The sequence below is a fragment of the Hoeflea sp. genome, assembly GCF_984452065.1.
In genome coordinates this window covers 17916-34753 of record NZ_CFHWAF010000039.1, presented here as the reverse complement: position 1 = coordinate 34753, position 16838 = coordinate 17916, and the positions used below count along the sequence as shown (strand labels likewise).

At 55.9% G+C, this 16838-nt stretch carries 30 protein-coding genes and 1 tRNA gene; 29 read left to right on the top strand and 2 right to left on the bottom strand.

All coding sequences use genetic code 11. From position 1 onward, the window contains the following. From AC5E6N_RS09910 to AC5E6N_RS09770, 29 genes are all read left to right on the top strand, one after another. Positions 1-1003 (top strand): phage Gp37/Gp68 family protein (locus AC5E6N_RS09910; RefSeq protein WP_491747670.1); only part of this gene is annotated, 1003 nt, incomplete at its 5' end. After that, on the top strand, positions 996-1352 hold the full coding sequence (locus AC5E6N_RS09905; protein ID WP_491747669.1) for a hypothetical protein: 357 nt from the start codon (positions 996-998) through the stop codon (positions 1350-1352). The genes AC5E6N_RS09910 and AC5E6N_RS09905, both read left to right, overlap by 8 nt. Further along, positions 1342-1779 carry an RNA methyltransferase gene (locus AC5E6N_RS09900; protein ID WP_491747668.1) on the top strand — a complete coding sequence of 146 codons (438 nt, stop codon included), beginning with the start codon at positions 1342-1344 and terminating at the stop codon, positions 1777-1779. The genes AC5E6N_RS09905 and AC5E6N_RS09900 overlap by 11 nt, the downstream gene beginning before the upstream one ends. Then, positions 1776-2294: a hypothetical protein gene (locus AC5E6N_RS09895; RefSeq protein WP_491747667.1), complete on the top strand. Its 519-nt coding sequence runs from the start codon at positions 1776-1778 to the stop codon at positions 2292-2294. The genes AC5E6N_RS09900 and AC5E6N_RS09895 overlap by 4 nt, the downstream gene beginning before the upstream one ends. Then, positions 2279-2554, top strand: a complete 276-nt coding sequence (locus AC5E6N_RS09890; RefSeq protein WP_491747666.1) for a hypothetical protein — start codon at positions 2279-2281, stop codon at positions 2552-2554. Before AC5E6N_RS09895 ends, AC5E6N_RS09890 begins: the two co-directional genes overlap by 16 nt. 56 nt (positions 2555-2610) lie before the next feature. Next, positions 2611-3048, top strand: coding sequence for a hypothetical protein (locus AC5E6N_RS09885; protein ID WP_491747665.1), 438 nt, complete (start codon positions 2611-2613; stop codon positions 3046-3048). Continuing rightward, the gene (locus tag AC5E6N_RS09880) at positions 3045-3383 is read left to right on the top strand and encodes a hypothetical protein (RefSeq protein ID WP_491747664.1); all 339 of its coding nucleotides are present in this window, start codon (positions 3045-3047) and stop codon (positions 3381-3383) included. Before AC5E6N_RS09885 ends, AC5E6N_RS09880 begins: the two co-directional genes overlap by 4 nt. 9 nt (positions 3384-3392) lie before the next feature. Further along, positions 3393-3563 carry a hypothetical protein gene (locus AC5E6N_RS09875; protein WP_491747663.1) on the top strand — a complete coding sequence of 57 codons (171 nt, stop codon included), beginning with the start codon at positions 3393-3395 and terminating at the stop codon, positions 3561-3563. Continuing rightward, positions 3560-4063, top strand: a complete 504-nt coding sequence (locus AC5E6N_RS09870; protein ID WP_491747662.1) for an ASCH domain-containing protein — start codon at positions 3560-3562, stop codon at positions 4061-4063. The genes AC5E6N_RS09875 and AC5E6N_RS09870 overlap by 4 nt, the downstream gene beginning before the upstream one ends. A gap of 10 nt (positions 4064-4073) precedes the next feature. Beyond that, on the top strand, positions 4074-4406 hold the full coding sequence (locus AC5E6N_RS09865) for a helix-turn-helix domain-containing protein (RefSeq protein WP_491747661.1): 333 nt from the start codon (positions 4074-4076) through the stop codon (positions 4404-4406). Between the two features lie 11 nt (positions 4407-4417). Next, positions 4418-4723, top strand: a complete 306-nt coding sequence (locus AC5E6N_RS09860; RefSeq protein ID WP_491747660.1) for a hypothetical protein — start codon at positions 4418-4420, stop codon at positions 4721-4723. 9 nt (positions 4724-4732) lie between these two features. Continuing rightward, positions 4733-6058, top strand: a complete 1326-nt coding sequence (locus AC5E6N_RS09855) for a PEP-utilizing enzyme (RefSeq protein ID WP_491747659.1) — start codon at positions 4733-4735, stop codon at positions 6056-6058. 12 nt (positions 6059-6070) lie between these two features. Beyond that, positions 6071-6547, top strand: a complete 477-nt coding sequence (locus tag AC5E6N_RS09850) for a hypothetical protein (protein WP_491747658.1) — start codon at positions 6071-6073, stop codon at positions 6545-6547. A gap of 68 nt (positions 6548-6615) precedes the next feature. Then, complete coding sequence (locus tag AC5E6N_RS09845) at positions 6616-6990, top strand: hypothetical protein (RefSeq protein WP_491747657.1); 375 nt, start codon at positions 6616-6618, stop codon at positions 6988-6990. 369 nt (positions 6991-7359) lie between these two features. Further along, entirely contained in the window at positions 7360-7926 is a 567-nt protein-coding gene (locus tag AC5E6N_RS09840; RefSeq protein WP_491747656.1) for a methyltransferase, read from the top strand. After that, complete coding sequence (locus AC5E6N_RS09835) at positions 7919-8668, top strand: DNA N-6-adenine-methyltransferase (RefSeq protein WP_491747655.1); 750 nt, start codon at positions 7919-7921, stop codon at positions 8666-8668. Before AC5E6N_RS09840 ends, AC5E6N_RS09835 begins: the two co-directional genes overlap by 8 nt. A 225-nt stretch (positions 8669-8893) precedes the next feature. Continuing rightward, positions 8894-9088 carry a hypothetical protein gene (locus AC5E6N_RS09830; protein ID WP_491747654.1) on the top strand — a complete coding sequence of 65 codons (195 nt, stop codon included), beginning with the start codon at positions 8894-8896 and terminating at the stop codon, positions 9086-9088. Continuing rightward, entirely contained in the window at positions 9085-9342 is a 258-nt protein-coding gene (locus tag AC5E6N_RS09825) for a hypothetical protein (protein WP_491747653.1), read from the top strand. Before AC5E6N_RS09830 ends, AC5E6N_RS09825 begins: the two co-directional genes overlap by 4 nt. Further along, complete coding sequence (locus AC5E6N_RS09820; protein ID WP_491747652.1) at positions 9342-9791, top strand: phosphatase domain-containing protein; 450 nt, start codon at positions 9342-9344, stop codon at positions 9789-9791. Before AC5E6N_RS09825 ends, AC5E6N_RS09820 begins: the two co-directional genes overlap by 1 nt. Then, positions 9788-10075 (top strand): hypothetical protein, encoded by a 288-nt coding sequence (locus tag AC5E6N_RS09815; protein ID WP_491747651.1) that lies wholly within the window; start codon positions 9788-9790, stop codon positions 10073-10075. The genes AC5E6N_RS09820 and AC5E6N_RS09815 overlap by 4 nt, the downstream gene beginning before the upstream one ends. A gap of 10 nt (positions 10076-10085) precedes the next feature. Beyond that, positions 10086-10736 (top strand): hypothetical protein, encoded by a 651-nt coding sequence (locus tag AC5E6N_RS09810; RefSeq protein ID WP_491747650.1) that lies wholly within the window; start codon positions 10086-10088, stop codon positions 10734-10736. Beyond that, entirely contained in the window at positions 10714-11154 is a 441-nt protein-coding gene (locus tag AC5E6N_RS09805) for a hypothetical protein (RefSeq protein WP_491747649.1), read from the top strand. Before AC5E6N_RS09810 ends, AC5E6N_RS09805 begins: the two co-directional genes overlap by 23 nt. Before the next feature lies 1 nt (position 11155). Beyond that, positions 11156-12313, top strand: a complete 1158-nt coding sequence (locus AC5E6N_RS09800; protein ID WP_491747648.1) for a hypothetical protein — start codon at positions 11156-11158, stop codon at positions 12311-12313. Between the two features lies 1 nt (position 12314). Then, the gene (locus AC5E6N_RS09795; protein WP_491747647.1) at positions 12315-12677 is read left to right on the top strand and encodes a hypothetical protein; all 363 of its coding nucleotides are present in this window, start codon (positions 12315-12317) and stop codon (positions 12675-12677) included. Next, positions 12670-12972 (top strand): hypothetical protein, encoded by a 303-nt coding sequence (locus AC5E6N_RS09790; protein ID WP_491747646.1) that lies wholly within the window; start codon positions 12670-12672, stop codon positions 12970-12972. Before AC5E6N_RS09795 ends, AC5E6N_RS09790 begins: the two co-directional genes overlap by 8 nt. Then, entirely contained in the window at positions 12969-13451 is a 483-nt protein-coding gene (locus tag AC5E6N_RS09785) for a hypothetical protein (RefSeq protein ID WP_491747645.1), read from the top strand. Before AC5E6N_RS09790 ends, AC5E6N_RS09785 begins: the two co-directional genes overlap by 4 nt. A gap of 610 nt (positions 13452-14061) precedes the next feature. Then, entirely contained in the window at positions 14062-14376 is a 315-nt protein-coding gene (locus AC5E6N_RS09780; protein ID WP_491747644.1) for a hypothetical protein, read from the top strand. A 7-nt stretch (positions 14377-14383) separates the two neighbouring features. After that, on the top strand, positions 14384-14659 hold the full coding sequence (locus AC5E6N_RS09775; protein WP_491747643.1) for a Y16D family protein: 276 nt from the start codon (positions 14384-14386) through the stop codon (positions 14657-14659). Positions 14660-14668: 9 nt separating this feature from the next. Next, positions 14669-15118, top strand: a complete 450-nt coding sequence (locus AC5E6N_RS09770) for a hypothetical protein (protein ID WP_491747642.1) — start codon at positions 14669-14671, stop codon at positions 15116-15118. 383 nt (positions 15119-15501) lie between these two features. Here AC5E6N_RS09770 and AC5E6N_RS09765 read toward each other — a convergent pair. Both AC5E6N_RS09765 and AC5E6N_RS09760 read right to left on the bottom strand, forming a co-directional pair. Further along, positions 15502-15577: transfer RNA gene (locus AC5E6N_RS09765), tRNA-Thr, on the bottom strand. 125 nt (positions 15578-15702) lie between these two features. Further along, positions 15703-16674: an NAD(P)H-dependent flavin oxidoreductase gene (locus AC5E6N_RS09760; RefSeq protein ID WP_491747641.1), complete on the bottom strand. Its 972-nt coding sequence runs from the start codon at positions 16672-16674 to the stop codon at positions 15703-15705. Between the last annotated feature and the right edge of the window lie 164 nt (positions 16675-16838).

Here is a 16838-nt window from a genome sequence, read left to right as displayed (position 1 = left end):
GAGATCGGAGAGCATCATGGCCGACGGTACAAAAATTGAGTGGTCAGACGCCACTTGGAACGTAATCACCGGGTGCTCCGTCGTCTCGCCTGGCTGCACCAACTGCTACGCCATGAGGCTCGCCGGCACCCGGATGAAAAACCACCCGTCGCGCAAGGGGCTGACCCGGGCGAGCAAGGCCGGGCCGGTCTGGACCGGCGGAATCCGGTTCAACGAGCAATGGCTCGATCAGCCTGTTCGCTGGAAGCGACCGCGTATGATCTTCGTCTGCGCCCATGGCGACCTGTTCGCCGAGGGGGTCACGGACGACATGATCGACAGGGTTTTCGCCGTCATGGCGCTGTGCCCGCAGCACATCTTCCAGGTTCTGACGAAACGGCCGGAGCGCATGCTCGCCTATATCGAAACGGACCCCGGCGACCGCATCAATTCGGTCGCCGGCACGATGATGCATTGGGATGACATGCCCGATGATGCGCAATGGCCCGCCAGGAATATCTGGCTCGGTGTGTCCGTGGAAGATCAGAAGCGGGCCAACGAACGCGCGCCATACATGTGGTCTCTGTCGGGCGCCGGCTGGATGACATGGGTTTCCTATGAGCCCGCCCTTGGTCCCGTCGATTGGGGGTCATGGGAATTCATCGACTGGATGGTATCAGGCGGTGAAAGCGGCCCCGGCGCCCGGCCGAGCCATCCCGATTGGCACCGCGAAACGCGCGATTGGTGTGCGTTCTACGACATTCCCTATCACTTCAAACAGTGGGGCGATTGGTATCCGGTCAATCGGTCGGAACTGAATGAATACGGCGAGTGGCTTGGTGGCGGTCCAGAGCCGATTATCCGGAGCGTCGATGGCACCGACGAGTGCGGCTACTATTGCGACGAAGATCATGGACACATCGATCATCGCGCACATTTCATGAAACGCATCGGAAAGAAAGCAGCTGGCCGCATGCTCGACGGCCGCATTCATGACGGTTTCCCGGAGGCTGTTCATGTCTAATCCCATCCTCATCGTAAAGAACGGCGGCTTCGGAGAGACGCCAGTTCCCAAAGACGCGATTTTGCAGCCAGGCGATGATCTCACTGTCCACCGCGAATGCGAAGAGGACACGTCGACTGCCAAGATCATCGCCGTAGTGCCGGTTGGGGTCTCCGTTGATATCGCCATAGCAGACCAGAACGGTGAAGCCCGACCGTTGATGCTGCGCGAACCGACCCACAAGGAAACGCTTTACGTCATTGAGGCAGATGACGGCCGTTTCCTCGTTCCGCAATCGAAAATCGCAGAGGGTTTGCAGCGTGCATCCGATGCAGGTCTGACCGAAGGCGGAGGGCCGTATGATGCGTAGGGGATTTGCCTCAATCGGTCTCCTGCGGCCAAAGAACGCCGTCAATGTTGGCTCAGTTCTTCGTGCCGCCGGCTGCTACGAAGCGTCCATGGTGGCGGTGGAGGGCTCAAGGACCAAGATCAAATCCTGCACCGACACGCAAAAGGCTTGGCGACACATTCCTGTGGTTCGCACCAACGACCTGAAGGCGGTGATACCGTTCGGCGCCGTTCCCATCGCTGTTGATCTCCTTGACGACGCTGAATGCCTACCGGATTTCAAACATCCCCACGCGGCTTTCTACATCTTTGGTCCCGAAGACGGCACGCTCGGAGAGCGAACGCTCAGTTGGTGTCCGTTTCGTGTTCAGATCCCGACCCGATTTTGCATGAACCTTGCGGCGACCGTGAACGTCGTCCTCTACGACAGGATGGTGAAGACGCAATGAACGCCCGTTTCTCAGACTATGTCACCAGTGGCGCGTTTCAGATGGCGCTCACTCGCAACCAGATCGCGACCTTGTCGCTGATGGTCGGCGGCGACAAGCACATCCCGTCCCCCGGTGCACTGCAGAGGAAGGGATTGATCGAGCCGGTGATGGGGAACTTCGACGGCTACGGTGAAATTGATTCCCGGATCGAGTGGCGCTTGACCGCGGCCGGTGCCCTGGCACTCGCTCTTCTCAATGAGGCTGGTCTGACGAACAGTGGCGCGGACACCGTCGCCCACGAAATCGATGACCTTCACAAACAGATAGAGGCCGCCCGACTGGAAAGTGCCAACACACTGTTTGCCGCCTTGTCGTTACACGCCAAGCTGAAGCAGGCAGAACAAACGATTGCGATTCGGGAAGCACAACTGAATGGGGAAAAAATCCCGATCCATATCACCCCGCAAGATCCGATGCCCAATAAATCCGCTGATGAAGTCTTACGGGAGGTCCAGGAATGTCGAGAACGCTAGTGGCCGCGCTGGAAGCCCGCCGGCTCAATGTCGCCCTAACGCAGCGCATTCTCCGAGACGAGTATCCTGTCGGCGGTCCGATCCGATGGATGCGCGGTAGCCGCACCTGTACCGGCAAGGTGCTTCGCCATCACCCGAACCTGGACAGGGTTCGTGTCGAGAACGACCGGACTGGCGCGAAATACTGGATCACTGCGCCAGACATCTGCCGCGCGTTGCCAAGCGACCTGTTTCCGAAAACCGCAAAGGAACTGAGCTGATGCATGTAGAGGGCCGCCGCTGGGTGCCGGAACGATGGTGCGACGAAATCACGCCCATGCCGATGGCAAACAAAAACGCCTTCATCTTCGAGCGTGAGGATGGTTGGGTGCTCGATCATCCGAACGAAGGCGAGGAAGTTATCGAGATTGCGGTCAAGGACGGCGATGTCGTGGAGCTATGCGCGAATGAGCAATACGGTGAGCGCATCCTTACGGTCTATCCCGACAAGACCTTCGTCAAGCAAGGCGATTGGCCCGACAACGCAAACTGCTTCTATCTCGGCGATGAATGGGAAACCCTGGCACACGGGATCAAGACGTTGATCGACGATAATTGGGACGATTTTTTCGAGGAAGAAATCAAGCAGGGCCGGAATCAGTTTTCGATCACCGTCTATTGGTGGAGCGCCCCGATCAAACATCGATTCATCGTTGAGAATGCAAAAGCGCGTCTCGAGGAAATTCTGGGCGCTGCATTAGGAGAGTCATCATGACCGGTACTGAAACAATCGACATCCGGGCAGCAATGGACGCGACACCGCCAGTTATCGAGTTGAACGACGAGCAGCGGGCATACTTCAACAAAATGCGCACGCAAATCATCGATGCGGGTTTCGAACTGCAAGACGGTTTGGTCGACAGGGGTTTGCCAGTCAGCAAGGCTTTGAGTGTGACAGCGAACGCCTTCATGGGGCTTACAGTCGACACCGCTTTGGTATGCGCGCTCATTGACGGCCGCGAACCGCGCCAAGACTGGTTCATCAAATTGGCACTGGACAAGTGGGCGCGCGCGTATCCCTCGACAGGCGACAGCCCGAAAGAAGAATAGGAGCATCCGATGAAAGTGCTAACCGAAGATCAGGCCAATGTGCTGATCGCATTCTTAGACTCGTTCGATTTGAAATTGACAGGCGCGTGGTCGCAGGTCGAGGAAGGCATGCGCCAGGATTTCGGGATCGAAGACCCGGAGATCGCTCTTGCTGAAGTTCGTGAGGCGCTTTCCTCATGACACACGAACTGCCCAAACTCGCGCTATCGATCCGCCAACCATGGGCATGGGCGATCATTCATGCGGGCAAGGACATCGAGAACCGAAGCCCGCATTCGGTGCGGCACATGTTTAGAAACGGAAGCATGTATACCGGCAACATCGCGATCCACGCGGCCAAGGGCATGACGCAATATGAATATGATGACGCGCGGCACACCATGCACGACATCGATGTCGATTGTCCGCCACCGGCTGAACTCGCGCGGGGCGGCATCATCGGCACGGCCTACATAGACGGTGTCGTTCGCGAGCATGAAAGCCCGTGGTTTTTCGGACCGCGCGGCCTGATCCTGAAAAATCCCAGGCGTGTCGATTTCATACCGTCGGTCGGTTCGCTCGGCCTGTTTGCGTGGAAGCGTGCCGACCCGTCGATTGTACCGGCCCCGGCCAAGTGGATGACCGGCGAAGCAAGAACCGCTCGCACCAAAAAGTCGTCCGATCACCCCGAACTATTTTAGCGAGGATAGAATGATGGCATCAATCTCCGAAACCCTGATCATTGCCCGCCAGGTCAAGCGTATCTCTGTAGCTGAATTGGCAGAACAGACGGGTCTTTCTCAGTCGACCATAGATCGGATCGAAAAAGGCGAGGAACCCAACTACAAAACCGCTCGAAAACTGAGTGGCTGGCTTGGTATTTGCCTCACGTGCCAGCAGCCGATCGAAATGCCGCCTGTGCAAGCAAAAACGGAGGCGCTGCCTTTCGATGACAATGGAAGTGAGATCGAGCGGACCGAAATCGAAACAAATGGACCCTCGACAAATGACGAGGACAACAGCGGCCTAGATTCATCGAGGTGATGGAGCAATCCATGAGTGATGAAATCAAGATTGTGAAAAACATCCAGCCGCCAGAAGGTCGTGCCTTCGGGCGCGGACATGCGAGACGTTACAAGCCTCTACCCTTCGAAGACCTGGATATCGGTGATGGTTTCATCGTTCCGATGGAAGATGCTGGATGGCGTGAAAACAAATGCCACTCCGGTCGTGAAGCCGGCGCGATGAAAAAGGCAAACCGCGTAATGAATGCCGCCAGCTCCATCGGAAAACGTCTGGGACGAAGATTCACCTGTGTTGCTGATGATGACGGCAATGTTCATGTCAAGCGTGTCGAGTGAGGAAGAACGATGAACATGCATTTTAGAGTCGATGGAGAGTTCTTGACCCACTTCTTCCGCCAGCGCGTCCTCGAGGGAGCTTGGCGCGAGGCTATGACAGGAATGCAGGATTCAATCTGCGGCATTACCCTCGAACAGATCGTCGACATCCTCTCCGGCAAGTCCCGCCTGATCGGGAGTTCAGATGACGACGATGGAATCATTTTGGAACCCGACCCCGATGCATCGGAATACCTCAAGGAATGCAATTTTCACTTCGGGCATCTTTGGAATGACGGCGGCGTTTGGTGGGAGCCGTACGCTCAGGTAACCAGTTACGGTCGCAACGACCTGTTCAAATTTGGTTGCAAGATGACCGGTGCAGAACGACCATTACACTACGCCGACAGCGCTCAAGACATGGCGAAGGATCTCCAGATACCGGAGGGCGAAACCCTACTTCCGCGCGGGGTGCTGTTCAGAAAAGTCATGCCGCCGCCCCTATGGTGGAAGGGAAAGTCGACGGCACAGGAAGCAGTCGATGCCCTGATGTCAGTCCGCGGTCTCGAAGAGCGAGGGCATGACAAGTGGTATCCGGCGGAGCCTTCAAACGATGAGTCGACGGACGCCCTGCATCGGGTTGAAAAACGATTCAGTAAAGGCGCCGTGTCGAGGGTGCGGACGAGGCACGAACTGGTGCAAAATCCGAATGATCGGAAGGAGCGCATTGAGGCGTACCGCGAACGCATCGTCGAACAAGCCGGTGGCGACTATATCGAGCACGATTTTGGCGGTGACGTTGGTGCAGTGTCGATTCCCAGAGCGCCGTTGGTTTATTGGGCGCTTTGGCGCACCCATGCAAAGGACCTCTTGCCGGAATGGAACCCTGTTTGTCCGCGTGGAATGAAGATGTTCGGACACGACCCCTATCATACGGATTGGATGGTTGGCGCCGGCATCGACCTTGACGCATATGACTCGTCCGAGTTTCGCGATCAGTGTTTTGATCTGATGCGCGACGTCCAGAAGACCTGTCTTGGCTTTGATGTAACCATTTTGGTTTCGGGAAAGCCTCACGCCGTCGGTGAAACGGTTCACCCGAAACCGAGCGACAGGGTTCCAAACGACAAGGTCGCCGTCATCCCAAACGCCGGCCCGAAATACTACGAAGCCGTCAAGGGCGCGGCAGGTGTGATTGTCCAGAAGGGCGGGGCAATGAGCCACCTGGCCGTTGTTGGGCTCGAAGAGGGCTTCCTTATCGTCCGCGACCCGAAGGCACTGAACCGTTACCCGCCCGGAATCCTGCTCGCGATAAACGCAAAGGACGGGACAATCGACATCATGGCAACTGTGTAAATGGAGCCACACATGACCGAATTCAGCATCGGCAAACTGCATCAAATCCTTGAGACATGCACGGTCCCCCTCCGAAAGAGCTCCGTGGTAGAGCAGCGAGAGACCGCAGGTCTACAGGTCACCGAAATCAATGCGATGCCCCACGTTGATGAACGACCTGATCTCATGGCGATTGACCTCGATATCCTGGTCGTCGGAGTCAATGTGACGGAAGCCAAGAAGCACCGGCAGGCGCTCATCGCAATCTTGGAAGAGTGGCCGAATGATTCCTTGAAGTCTGGTCCTTCTTACATCGACGTTGGCGCCGATCTTGGCGATCAAGGCATGGCGTTTCAGTTATTCGCTATGGGTGAGGTTTTAGGCTTGTGGAGGGTCATTACTCCGACCAGATTGGGCTTATCGGGTAAAGATGCGGAGTACGCGGCCGGCATCGGCTATGTACTGATCGCCGGATATAAGATGGGCGAGGCGTCGGATGCCGCAGAATAGCTCACACGACGTTATGACTCAGTGGTCAGAACCGTTTCCTATAGTTTTGCGAGACGAGGCGATCGCAATTGGACAGAAATGGTATTTCACAGGACAGCCATGCCCAAAAGGGCATAGGGCAAAAAGAAACGTCTCAAACCGAGATTGTCGCGCCTGCGAAAACGAGCGCGCGGCTCGCAGAAGAGCTGAAAATCCGGAAAAGCAGAGATTCAAGGATCGAGCTTATTACGCTCGAACGATTGAAGCTCAGCGCGAGAAAAATAATCGTTGTCGAAAACGACACCTACGGAAACGTCAGGCTGAAGATCGAAAACGGTATCGCAAAAACCCTGCGCGGTACAAACGCAACGCAAAGAAATGGCGCCGTCTCAACAAAGGAAAAGTCAACGAAATCACGGCTCGACGGAAATCCTGGATCAAGCGTGCGACACCAGATACGTTGAGTGAGCGGCACTGGAGATTGATTAAACTGATCTACCAAATCGCCGCTGCCTTGCCCGGTGACTGGCACGTTGACCACATACACCCGCTTCGGCACGAGCGGTACTGTGGACTTCATGTTCCTTGGAATCTCCAGATCATTCCCGGCATTGAGAACATAAGAAAGGGCAACCGCTTTGACCCAAACCAGGGGTGACCGGGCCGTCATGGCTAGTCGACATGAACCGCATGATTCCTTGGAAGATTTCCCGACTCCGCCCTGGGCGACGCGAGCCGTGTTCGAACATGTGCTCAAGCCATTGCTTGGTGAGGCGGACCCACTTGTTATGGGCCGGCTCGCGTGTTGGGAACCCTGCTGTAACCGCGGATATATGGCAAGGCCGCTGAACGACTATTTTGCCCGTGTCTACAGCACTGATGTGGAAGATTACGGGTGGGAAGGGCAGGAGCTGGTCTGGGACTTTTTGTTTCCGAACGTGTCTGAAACGATAGGGGAATACGATGCGATCATTTTCAATCCACCCTTCAAACTTGCATCGCAGTTCGTCCAACGCGCTTTGGGGTTAGGCCCCACTGTTGTTGGTGCCTTTGTCAGAACCAATTTTGCCGAAGGTGAATCCAGGTATCGGGAACTGTTCAGTGTAACGCCCCCGACTGTCATCGCTCATTTTGCCGAGCGGGTCATCCTGTCGAAGGGCTGTGTGCGCGACCCGGAGAAATTGTACTGGAACGAGGAAAAGAAACGCTGGCAAAAACCCTCAACCGCGACGGCCTATTGCTGGATGCTTTGGATAGACGCATGGGAGCCGAAGCCGCCTATGTGGATACCGCCATGCCGAAAATCGCTGGAACAACCCGGTGATTATGACGAATATGGTGTAACCAAAACGGTTCCTATGATACAAAATGGGGACAACAGGGAATCACCGGATGACTGAGCAGGCAAACCTCTTTGCGGGTATGGGAAGCCATCAGAGTGCCAAGCCCAAGACCGAGACTTGGTTCACTCCTCCAGCCATTATCGAGGCCGTCGGTGGACCCGAAAGCTTCGATTTGGACCCCTGCAGCCCCGCGATCCGGCCGTGGGCAACTGCGAGAAATCACTACACACCGCGTCAGAACGGTTTGTTGATGCCCTGGTTTGGCAGGGTGTGGCTCAATCCCCCTTACACGGTAACGGTCATATCGCTGTTTTTGGGTCGCATGGTCGAACACGGACGCGGAATTTCGTTGATCTTTGCACGCACCGAAACCGAACACTTTCGTAGATTTGTTTGGGATTTTGCGAGCGGATTGCTTTTTCTCCATGGACGGCTTCATTTCCACCACACCGATGGGAGGCGAGCGAAAGCCAACTGTGGTGCGCCATCGGTTTTGATCGCCTACGGTGATGAAGATCGAGATGTTCTGGCTGCGGCTCCGATCGATGGCGCTTTTGTCCCGCTTCGCCTTCCCACCACGATGGTAATCGGTGCCTTATCGAAGACCTGGTCTCAAGCGCTGGCACAATGGTTCAGTCATCGCGACGGCCCGGTGTCTTTGGCCGACATCTACCGAGCCTTCCGCAACCATCCCAAGACGCATGGAAAGCAACACTGGCGCGCAAAGCTCCGGCAAGCTTTGCAACGCGGTGAGTATGAGCGCGTTGAGAGGGGCATCTGGCAGCGGAGAACCGCATGACGAACGCCTTGGAACCAAAACGCGGTTTCGACTGGAATCGCATCTGTTGGAGTAGGCCGGATTCACCACCGTCGGCACTCTGTTCCTACTGCAGTGCAGGCATACCCGAAAACTCTGTGCCGCTGATCCTAACCAGTGAACAAGGCTTCGCGGCGCGGTTCTGCGATCGCTGCATGGAGACATGGTGGGGAATGAAAACGTACCCCGATCCTCCGGAGCTTGGCGATGAGTATTGAGCGTCTCGACAACCAGATGGAGCTTTGCTGCGACACCTGCCCGCGCACGCTCCCGCGCGTCTACTTCAGCGACGAGTTCGGTGAAATGATTCAGGACGCAAAGGATGAGCACTGGCGCTTCTTCAAAGACGAAGATGACAACTGGTGCCACGAATGCCCGACATGCAGGAGGAAAGACCGATGAGCAAAGACGCTGAAATCAGCGTGGTATCGGAGCACAATGTTCGATGCCCGGATTGCCAAAAGGATGATGGTCTGGAGATCGACGTTGTCATTGAAACCTCGGGCCTGATTGTCCCTACTGGCGTTGAGGTTTCAGACGACGCAATCCGGGTGGCTCCTTGGGACACGAACACGTCATGCCGATGCCGGCATTGCGGCTGGAACGGACTGCTGCGCGATTGTGAAATCCTCCTCCAGGTCCCGGAGGTCGCCTGATGTACGCAGTCTTCGACCTCGACGGGACGCTTTGCAACATCGATCACAGGCTCCCTCTCATCAAGAGCGAAAACCCGGACTGGGATGCCTTCTACGATGCCTGCGAAGACGATCACCCGAACTGGCCGATTATCAAGACGCTCTGCATCTTCATGAGGATTGGTTATCGGGTGGAGATATGGACGGGGCGATCCGACCAGGTTCGCGACAAGACAGAGGCATGGCTGGGTCGGCACGGAATCTGGAAGCACGTCCTCACCCGGATGCGGCCGGCCGGCGACCACAGCACCGATGTGAAGCTCAAGAAGGCATGGCTGAAACAGACTTGGCACGAACACACAATTGTTCCCGAACTCGTTTTTGAAGATCGCACACGTGTAGTCGAGATGTGGCGTTCGGAAGGCATCACGTGTTGCCAGGTCGCAAAATGGGAGGACGGCGCATCATGAGCGAGTATTTCGGCAAAGACCCTGAAACTTGGAACGTTGGCCTGTCCTATGACGACCATGTCGATGGCGACGGCTCGGGCCGGCCAGGCGTCGGTTTGTTTGGCAGAGCCGTTCAGGTGTGGGCATCGATGCAAGACGGCGAAGTCAGCGTTCGAGATGCCTCAAAGGCATTCAACTGCGATGACCAGATGATCGTTGAGGCCGTGGCTCAACACTATTGGATGTTCCTCTCCGGCCCGGAAGACGATTTCACCAAACTCATGATCGAACACGAAGGCGAGTAGGAGCCTCTTCATGAAATACGGCAATGCACCAGCAGTTCCGACCCATTTTGACCCGGTGATCGACGAGATGATGTTCTATCTCTATCTCCCGATCAAAATGCCGCATTCCAGTTTTCAGATTCCACCGCGTCTGAGACGTTTCCACCAGATGACCGATTTTATGGCGGAAGATGCGTCCGCAATTCTCGATCTTGAGAAACACTACGTCTACCTCACTGCAAAAACGCTTTTCGTCGAACCCGGAGCGCCCGGGAACAGACCTGGTTGGCACGTTGACGGATGGGGAAGCAACGGTGATCTCAACTACATCTGGTCCGACCGCAATCCGACCGAGTTTTGCATTCAGTCATTTGAAAACGTGCCCGACGAAGATTTTGGCTCACTGAGGGCATTCAAGGCACAGGCAAGGCCTGAAAACACCCTCTGCTATCCGGACAAGACCCTGCTCCGACTGGATGAAACCGTCGTTCATCGGGTGAACCCTGTTGTGAAGCCGGGTGTGCGGACCTTCGTCAAGTATTCGGTCTCAAGGCACCGATACAATCTCAAGGGCAACTCCCACAATTACCTCTTTGATTACGATTGGCACATGTACGACCGCCAAGTTCTCCGCAACATCGACAACAAGGACTACGTCAATGCAGACGCCAGCGGTCAATAAGCCCCAACCAGCGCGATACACGGAAAATGACACTCCCACTACCGCGGATCGTCATATCGGCTCCATGCGTCTCATGTGCCCCGGTGGCGACGTTACGCTTGCATGGGACGAGGACAGCGAAGAACGCATGATCGCGACGATCCAAAAAAAGATGGACGAGGGCATGTCCTTCTTCGTTGTCCAACCGCGGCTCGGAGGAATCATTCCTGCAAAACGGACAAAGGTGACCAAACGAACCGACCTGTCAAAATTCAATGCCGTCGTCGTGTCGGATGCCGATTTTGCAGATCTCATCACGTCGAACGCAGTTACCGCGTCTTCGTCATCTGGTCCGATCGAAACGACACACCGTGCTGAGACCGCGAAAGAGGTTGCGAGAAGCAACACGGTCGCCACTCGGCCTTTGAAAGGCGGATAGAATGGTGGCGGCTCCCGACGTTCAATATGTCTTCGACGGCGCGGTGGAACTGCTCGACATCACGGCTGATGCGCATTTCTACTTCATGCACATCCACGAAGACGTGAACGGATGGATGGACCGCCGTCAGCGTTTGCCGCTGGCCGAACTCACCGCTGAAATAATGGCCGACTATCTGGCATGGCATGAAATCGCTCCGCGCCCGGTCGCCAATGCAGCGACGATCACTGGATTGCGCAGCAGCACATACCAGCTGCGTGAGATCGAGGGCATGATTTCGCACAACGTCATCACCGCTGTCCGGAAGGCCGGCCATGTCGGAAAAAAAGGCCTGCGGAAGGCGTGCAGCAGGAAACGCATCCAGCGGTCTGCCCGCCGGGATCCGGTGATCCTGAAATACTGCAACAGATGGCGCGCGCTCATCGAACGTGCTGTGAAGATCCGACGTAAGGAATTTGATGCGGCCTGCAAAACCATCAACCAGCTGATCGACGAGGACAACCGAAAGAGAGAGCTGGAATTTCGTAGAGCGACAAAATCGCTCCAGCCGATCACGAAACGGCAGCGGAAAGCCCGGCGGAAGGTTGTCGCCAAATCCTATGAACTTTTGAGAGACGTTACGGGTGAAGAAACCGCCAAAGCATTTTTTGAAGGCGACAGGATCACGATAACGGGCAGGGAGTTCGACTTCGTGTGTAGCCGTGGCCGCTCACTGCACGCCCCCGGCCATGGAAATGTGAAAGTCGAGATTGCCGACAAACAGGGCGTCGTTCTCGCTGACCTCTGTGTTTTCCTGGCAGATTCTCCGGCCATGGATCAGGTGGCTGCACTGGCGCTCTACACAATGGTTGGTGATGAAAGAAAAATCCTCAATACCGGCAATCTGTTCAATATCCGTGATGCCGGCGCTGACCATCCGATCCTAGCAAGCCGCAACGCCGCCCGAGTTCAAGAAAACAGCAGCGGGCAGACAATCGAACAGGACAGTCAGGCCTGGTTGAACAGGAGATGGCACGCACATGTCAAACCGGTTGTGGACCGGTTTCTGCAGGACGAACTGGGGCCGGCCGCCGCTTATGCCATGGAAAACCTGCCGCCTTGGAATCCTGCATGGGATTACGAGTTGATCACGGCTTCAGAAGCGGATGGGAGATATTGAGGTGACTGAGCCAAAACACAATCCGGACAGCCTTTGTGATCGTTTGCGAGGCAACTACGCCATTGGTCCGCATTTGCCCAATGGCAAACCTGAGTTTGGTTGGAGGCAATTTGAAGCGCCGCCAATTCAGCACGAGGCAGCCGATCGTATCGAAGAACAGGAAGCCGCTCTGACAACACTGGAAAATGCTCTCAATGAGATTGCTGATTGCGGACGATACACACGCGCTGGCGGGGCAACTCCGGAGGATCTGGACGACTACGAAACTGGATTGACTGAAGCCATTCAGATCGCAATCGCTGCGCTGAACTTCAGAAGCTCGTCGTCAACTTCGGAAGCCGGAGAAAGTTGCCGAGATGACTGACCAACTGTACCGAATGAAGCCGCTTGAGTGGGAAGAACGCGCGAATGGATGCGTCGCTGCTTGCACGCCGGTAGGTGAATACTTCGCAACCAAATCTCACTGGCATATCGAACAAAAGGACGGTTATTGGATTGTCGACGAAGGCGAAGCCATATCTCTTGAAGCCGCCAAAGAAGCAGCAGAGCAGCACTATCGTGAAAGGCTGATGGAAGCATTGGAGCCTGTCGATGTGAAAGACATTTTCAACGACGGGTTCGAATACGGGCGCAGCACTACGGCGGAGTCGGACCTATGACTGATCACGAAGGCCGCAAAGCACTCAACGGGATCATGGAAGGGCTGGACGGTGTAACGCCAGGGCCGTGGGTTGGCACTACCGCCATTAGCTCAACAATGGGTGCACCAGTGGCGGCCCAAACAGGTACGATCATTTGCAACATTACGCCGGCACCACAAGGCTTTCCAGGCAAGGAAGAAATTGACCGCTATCAGCTTGCAAATATTGCCCACATCGCCCGTTGCTCTCCTGAAACCTTTCACGCCATAGAAGCACTGGTTAAGGAGCAGGATGCAGAGATCGAAAAACAGAGATCTGATGCGTCCTATTGGTGCACAGCTAACAACGCGGCTGAGGCAATCATAAAGACCAAGGACGCAGAGATAGAGCGGCTGCGTGAGGCGTTACAGGCTGTTGAAAAATGGAACAGTAAATTCGGACCCTACAGGGGGCTCGACAACATTCTGAGCGCCGCCCTCAAGGAAACCCAATCATGACAGAAGAGATGTCACCAGATTTGGAAAACCCAGACAGCCCCACACAGTTGCGAGCACTCGCTGCCGACAAGGTTGCGTGTACATATGCATACGGACCAGACTTGCGGAAGGCCGCCAATGAAATAGAGCGACTGAGGAAAGCGCTGAAGTTCTATGCGGATGGATGGGATGGTCACCCTGGCGATAGTGGCCCCGGTGGAATTGCACCGGCTGATCCAACTTGGTCGCCGGAAAATTGGCTCATAGAAGACGGTGGAAAGACTGCTCGCGAAGCCCTTGGGGACAGCGAGAGCCGGGGCTGCGTTTTCTGCAAGGACGTATACTTCGAACTCGAAGAGCACCAACGCTGTGAAGTGTGCGGACGGACGGACTGAGGACCGTCCAGTATGGACGCAGCGAAACCAACCAGAAATCGAAGAGCTGAATTGATGACAATGGACGCTGTCACGACAAGAATCAAAGCACCCATGGTTCCGATGCAAGCCGTGGTCACCAGTCCAGTCATCGTGATCACGAAACAAGGTGATGTGGTTTGTCTCCCGGTAGGAACGGAACTGGCTTTCCGCGCGCCCGATCCGGATTCAATTGAAATAGATACGGAGGATCGAAAATGTCGCAAACGATAAAATACAGCTTCTGGCTCCGGTTCAGCAAACACGGTGGGCTCCCGCGGACGTTCAAGAACAATCCCGCAATCGCGGTTGATGAGCGCGCCATGCACTGTGTGGTGGAGCTGCCGAGAACACTGTTCGCCCGCCCACAGTTGACGGCTCGCATTGTGGTCGACGAAAACGCCCAGGAACCTCCACACATCGATGTCGCGGCAGTCGAGAACATGCTTGCCGGCGCCATCGGCGCCGAAGTTCGAGTGACTGTCACTGAGCCCGTCGACGAAATGACGGTTCAATCTGCTGACAACGAATAGATTTTTGATGACCGAGACGATCGTATCCGCGGCTTTGTGTATCGACGGGCTCATAATCAGCGCACCGAGGCCTGCGCGACACCACACGCTCATCCATGCTTTCGACAAAGCGTATCTGAGCAAGCTGACCGAAGACAGGATTGTTGCATTGGATGAGCAAGGCTTCCTGACAAGCACTGGCCGATTCGTCGGCAGAAGAGAGGCGGCTGGGATCGCCCTCGAAGCGCGGCAGATTGATCGCCTGAACTATCCACCGCAGCTCTATTCAGAAGACCTTTGGTGAGTCGATCGCATGAGATACCACACGCAGAAATACCGGCATCAGCCTGAGAAGGGTATCTACGGAGACTGCTTCCGGACTGTTCTAGCTTGCCTCTTAGATCTGGATCGGGACGATGTTCCGCACCTGCCTGATCTGTCGAACAAAGATGCCCCGAGGGAAGATATCGAGAAGGCATTCGATAAAGTGGACGAATGGCTGATGACAAACTACGGCTTGCGTCGCTTCATGTTCCTATATCCAGGCGAATCCGATGTGCACGAGATCATTGAAGGCGTCGGTCAAATGAATCCCGATGCTCGATATCTCTTGGTGGGAAAAAGCCGCACAGGCGTGAACCACGTGGTAATTTGCCGGAATGGCGAGATTGAGCACGACACGTCTCAGACGCAAGCTGGAATTATCGGGCCAGCGGATCCGGACGGTTATTATTGGATTGAGTTTCTGGCGCCGGCTCTTTGACGCTGCTTAAAACAGTCATAGCGACAGCTTTGGATGAAAGGACCGAAACTATGACAATCGGCACCGAACCCGGATTTTTGCGAGGTAGTGTTTTGGACCAAATGGCCGAAGAGAGAATTTTTGCGATCTACCCAACCGAAGGGGGCAAGTTTCAGTTCGTCGAGCAGTGTGACGAATGTTTTCGAATAGAACTGTCATCGGAACAATTGACACAGTTAGCCAATGAATTATTGGCGTTCGCTGATGGTTAGACGCTCAACAACGTAACGATCAATCGTCTCTGTCATCGTCAAAAGAAGTGCACTTGTGTCCCGAAACGTGTCCCAAATTCCAACTGAAACACATCATTTACGTGCGGATTGCTTCTAACCCATTGAAAGAAATGGTGCTGCTGAAGGGACTCGAACCCCCGACCCCATCATTACGAATGACGTGCTCTACCAACTGAGCTACAGCAGCCCGTGCCGTGTGCGGCAAACCAGGATGCAGGGCGATTACCTGCAATCGGCGGACAATTCAAGCCGTCCGGCGGCGAATTTTCTCGGCCCCCGCCATTTTCAAGGCGGCGTGCTCGCGCGCAGCGCTTAGGCGGAGGCCGGCAATGACAGCCGCTTGCGCGCCGCATGGTATTCCTCGGCAAGCTGATCGACATAGTCGGCCACGGGACGCACGGATTTCACCGCGCCGATGCCCTGTCCGGAGCCCCAGATATCCTTCCACGCCTTGGCGCCGGTCTGCTTCTCGTCGAAATTCATCTTCGAGGGATCGGCCTCGGGCAGGTTTTCCGGATCCATGCCCGCCTTGGCGATGGAGGGCTTGAGGTAGTTTCCGTGAATACCGGTGAAAAAGTTCGAATAGACGATATCGGCGGCGGCGCTGTCGACGATCATCCGCTTGTAATCGTCCACGGCGCGCGCTTCATCCGTCGCGATGAACGGCGTTCCGATATAGGCAAGGTCCGCGCCCATGGCCTCGGCCGCCAGGATGGCGCCGCCATTGGCGATCGCGCCGGACAGGGCGACCGGCCCGTCGAACCATTCGCGGATTTCCTGCACCAGCGCAAAGGGCGAGAGCGGTCCGGCATGGCCGCCGGCGCCCGCCGCCACAGCGATCAGGCCGTCGGCGCCCTTGCTGATGGCGGAGCGGGCGTGCCGGTTGTTGATGATATCGTGCAGGACGATGCCGCCATAGGCATGGATCGCCTGATTGACCTCCGGCACCGCGCCCAGGGAGGAAATGACGATCGGAACCTTGTATTTCTCGCACATCTTCAGATCGTGCTCGAGGCGCGAGTTCGAACGGTGGACGATCTGATTGACGGCGAAGGGTGCCGCCGGACGGTCAGGATTTTTGGCGTTGTAGCTGCCCAGCTCTTCTGTGATTTCGGCGAGCCACGCGTCGAGCTGCTCTTCGGGCCTCGCATTGAGCGCGGGAAAGGCGCCGACAATCCCCGCCTTGCACTGTTCAAGAACCAGCGGCGGATGCGAGATGATGAAGAGCGGTGCGCCGATCACCGGCAGGCGGAGGTGGTCTTTCAGTACAGCGGGAAGCGCCATGAAGCATGATCCTGTTAATTGACGTTTACGCAAACGTAAGAATGAGGTAGCAGACCGCGATCCGGCTGAAAAGTGAAAATCGATGCGCCGCGGGATTGCGTATGCACGGACCCGGAACGCGTTTCCCCAGACCGGTCGGCGGGCCGGGTTTGTAAACGCACTCC